This is a genomic window from Streptomyces barringtoniae (assembly GCF_020819595.1).
Taxonomy (GTDB): Bacteria; Actinomycetota; Actinomycetes; order Streptomycetales; family Streptomycetaceae; genus Streptomyces; species Streptomyces barringtoniae.
Map to the genome: position 1 here is coordinate 1 of NZ_JAJHNP010000117.1, position 373 is coordinate 373.

Genomic DNA, 373 nt, shown 5'->3' on the forward strand with positions numbered 1-373 from the left:
GTGGCCCGGCACTTCGTGGCGCTGTCCACGAACGCCGAGAAGGTCACCGAGTTCGGCATCGACCCGGAGAACATGTTCGAGTTCTGGGACTGGGTCGGCGGCCGGTACTCGTACGACTCCGCGATCGGCCTGTCCCTGATGATCGCCATCGGCCCCGACCGGTTCCGGGAGATGCTCGACGGCTTCCGGCTGGTCGACGACCACTTCCGCACCGCGCCCGCAGCGGCCAACGCGCCTTTGCTGCTGGGCCTGTTGGGCATCTGGTACGGCAACTTCCACGACGCCCAGTCGCACGCGGTGCTGCCGTACAGCCACTATCTGTCGAAGTTCACCGCCTACCTCCAGCAGCTGGACATGGAGTCCAACGGCAAGT

At 65.7% G+C, this 373-nt stretch carries 1 protein-coding gene; it reads left to right on the forward strand.

The window, feature by feature from the left end; all coding sequences use genetic code 11:
• The coding region (locus tag LMU33_RS40980; RefSeq protein WP_504967778.1) for a phosphoglucose isomerase-related protein at positions 1-373 on the forward strand (373 nt) is incomplete at both ends.